Here is a 533-nt window from a genome sequence, read left to right as displayed (position 1 = left end):
GCGTAATGGGAAGATTTAATCAGTGTTTCCCTAATATTTCCAACACGAAAATGTTGCACCTATTTGTATTTCTTATATAGAATTATTGTAAACAATCTATAATTCTATTGACAGAAGGGGTAGACAGGGGTATAATATAAATATCCTTTCTTAAAAATTTTTTTCATAAAAATCCCCTTACTAAAACGCTCGTCTGCTCCCTCAGGCGAGCGTTTTACTTTGTGCAGATCATCCCATGCAAAACAGACGGACTAGTTTGAGGCAGCACATTTCAAATGTGAAATAATTGTAAATTATCTTGAAAACTGTTGACAGAGGGGGTAGGCATGAGTATAATATAAGTATCCTTTCTTAAAAATTTTTTTCATAAAAATCCCCTTATTAAAATGCCCGTCTGCTCCCTCAGACGGGCATTTTACTTTTTCGAAGAGCAAAACAGATGCGAAACACGCAAAAAACGCTGACTGTACCATGCAAGTCAGCGTTTTTATTTGTAGGTTGTTAAGGCAATACCGCACAAAGATTGTGCGACA

It is taken from the genome of Ruminococcus callidus ATCC 27760 (genome assembly GCF_000468015.1).
Taxonomy (GTDB): Bacteria; Bacillota; Clostridia; order Oscillospirales; family Ruminococcaceae; genus Ruminococcus_C; species Ruminococcus_C callidus.
The sequence above is the reverse complement of the archived record's forward strand: the minus strand, read 5'-3'. Positions refer to the sequence as shown.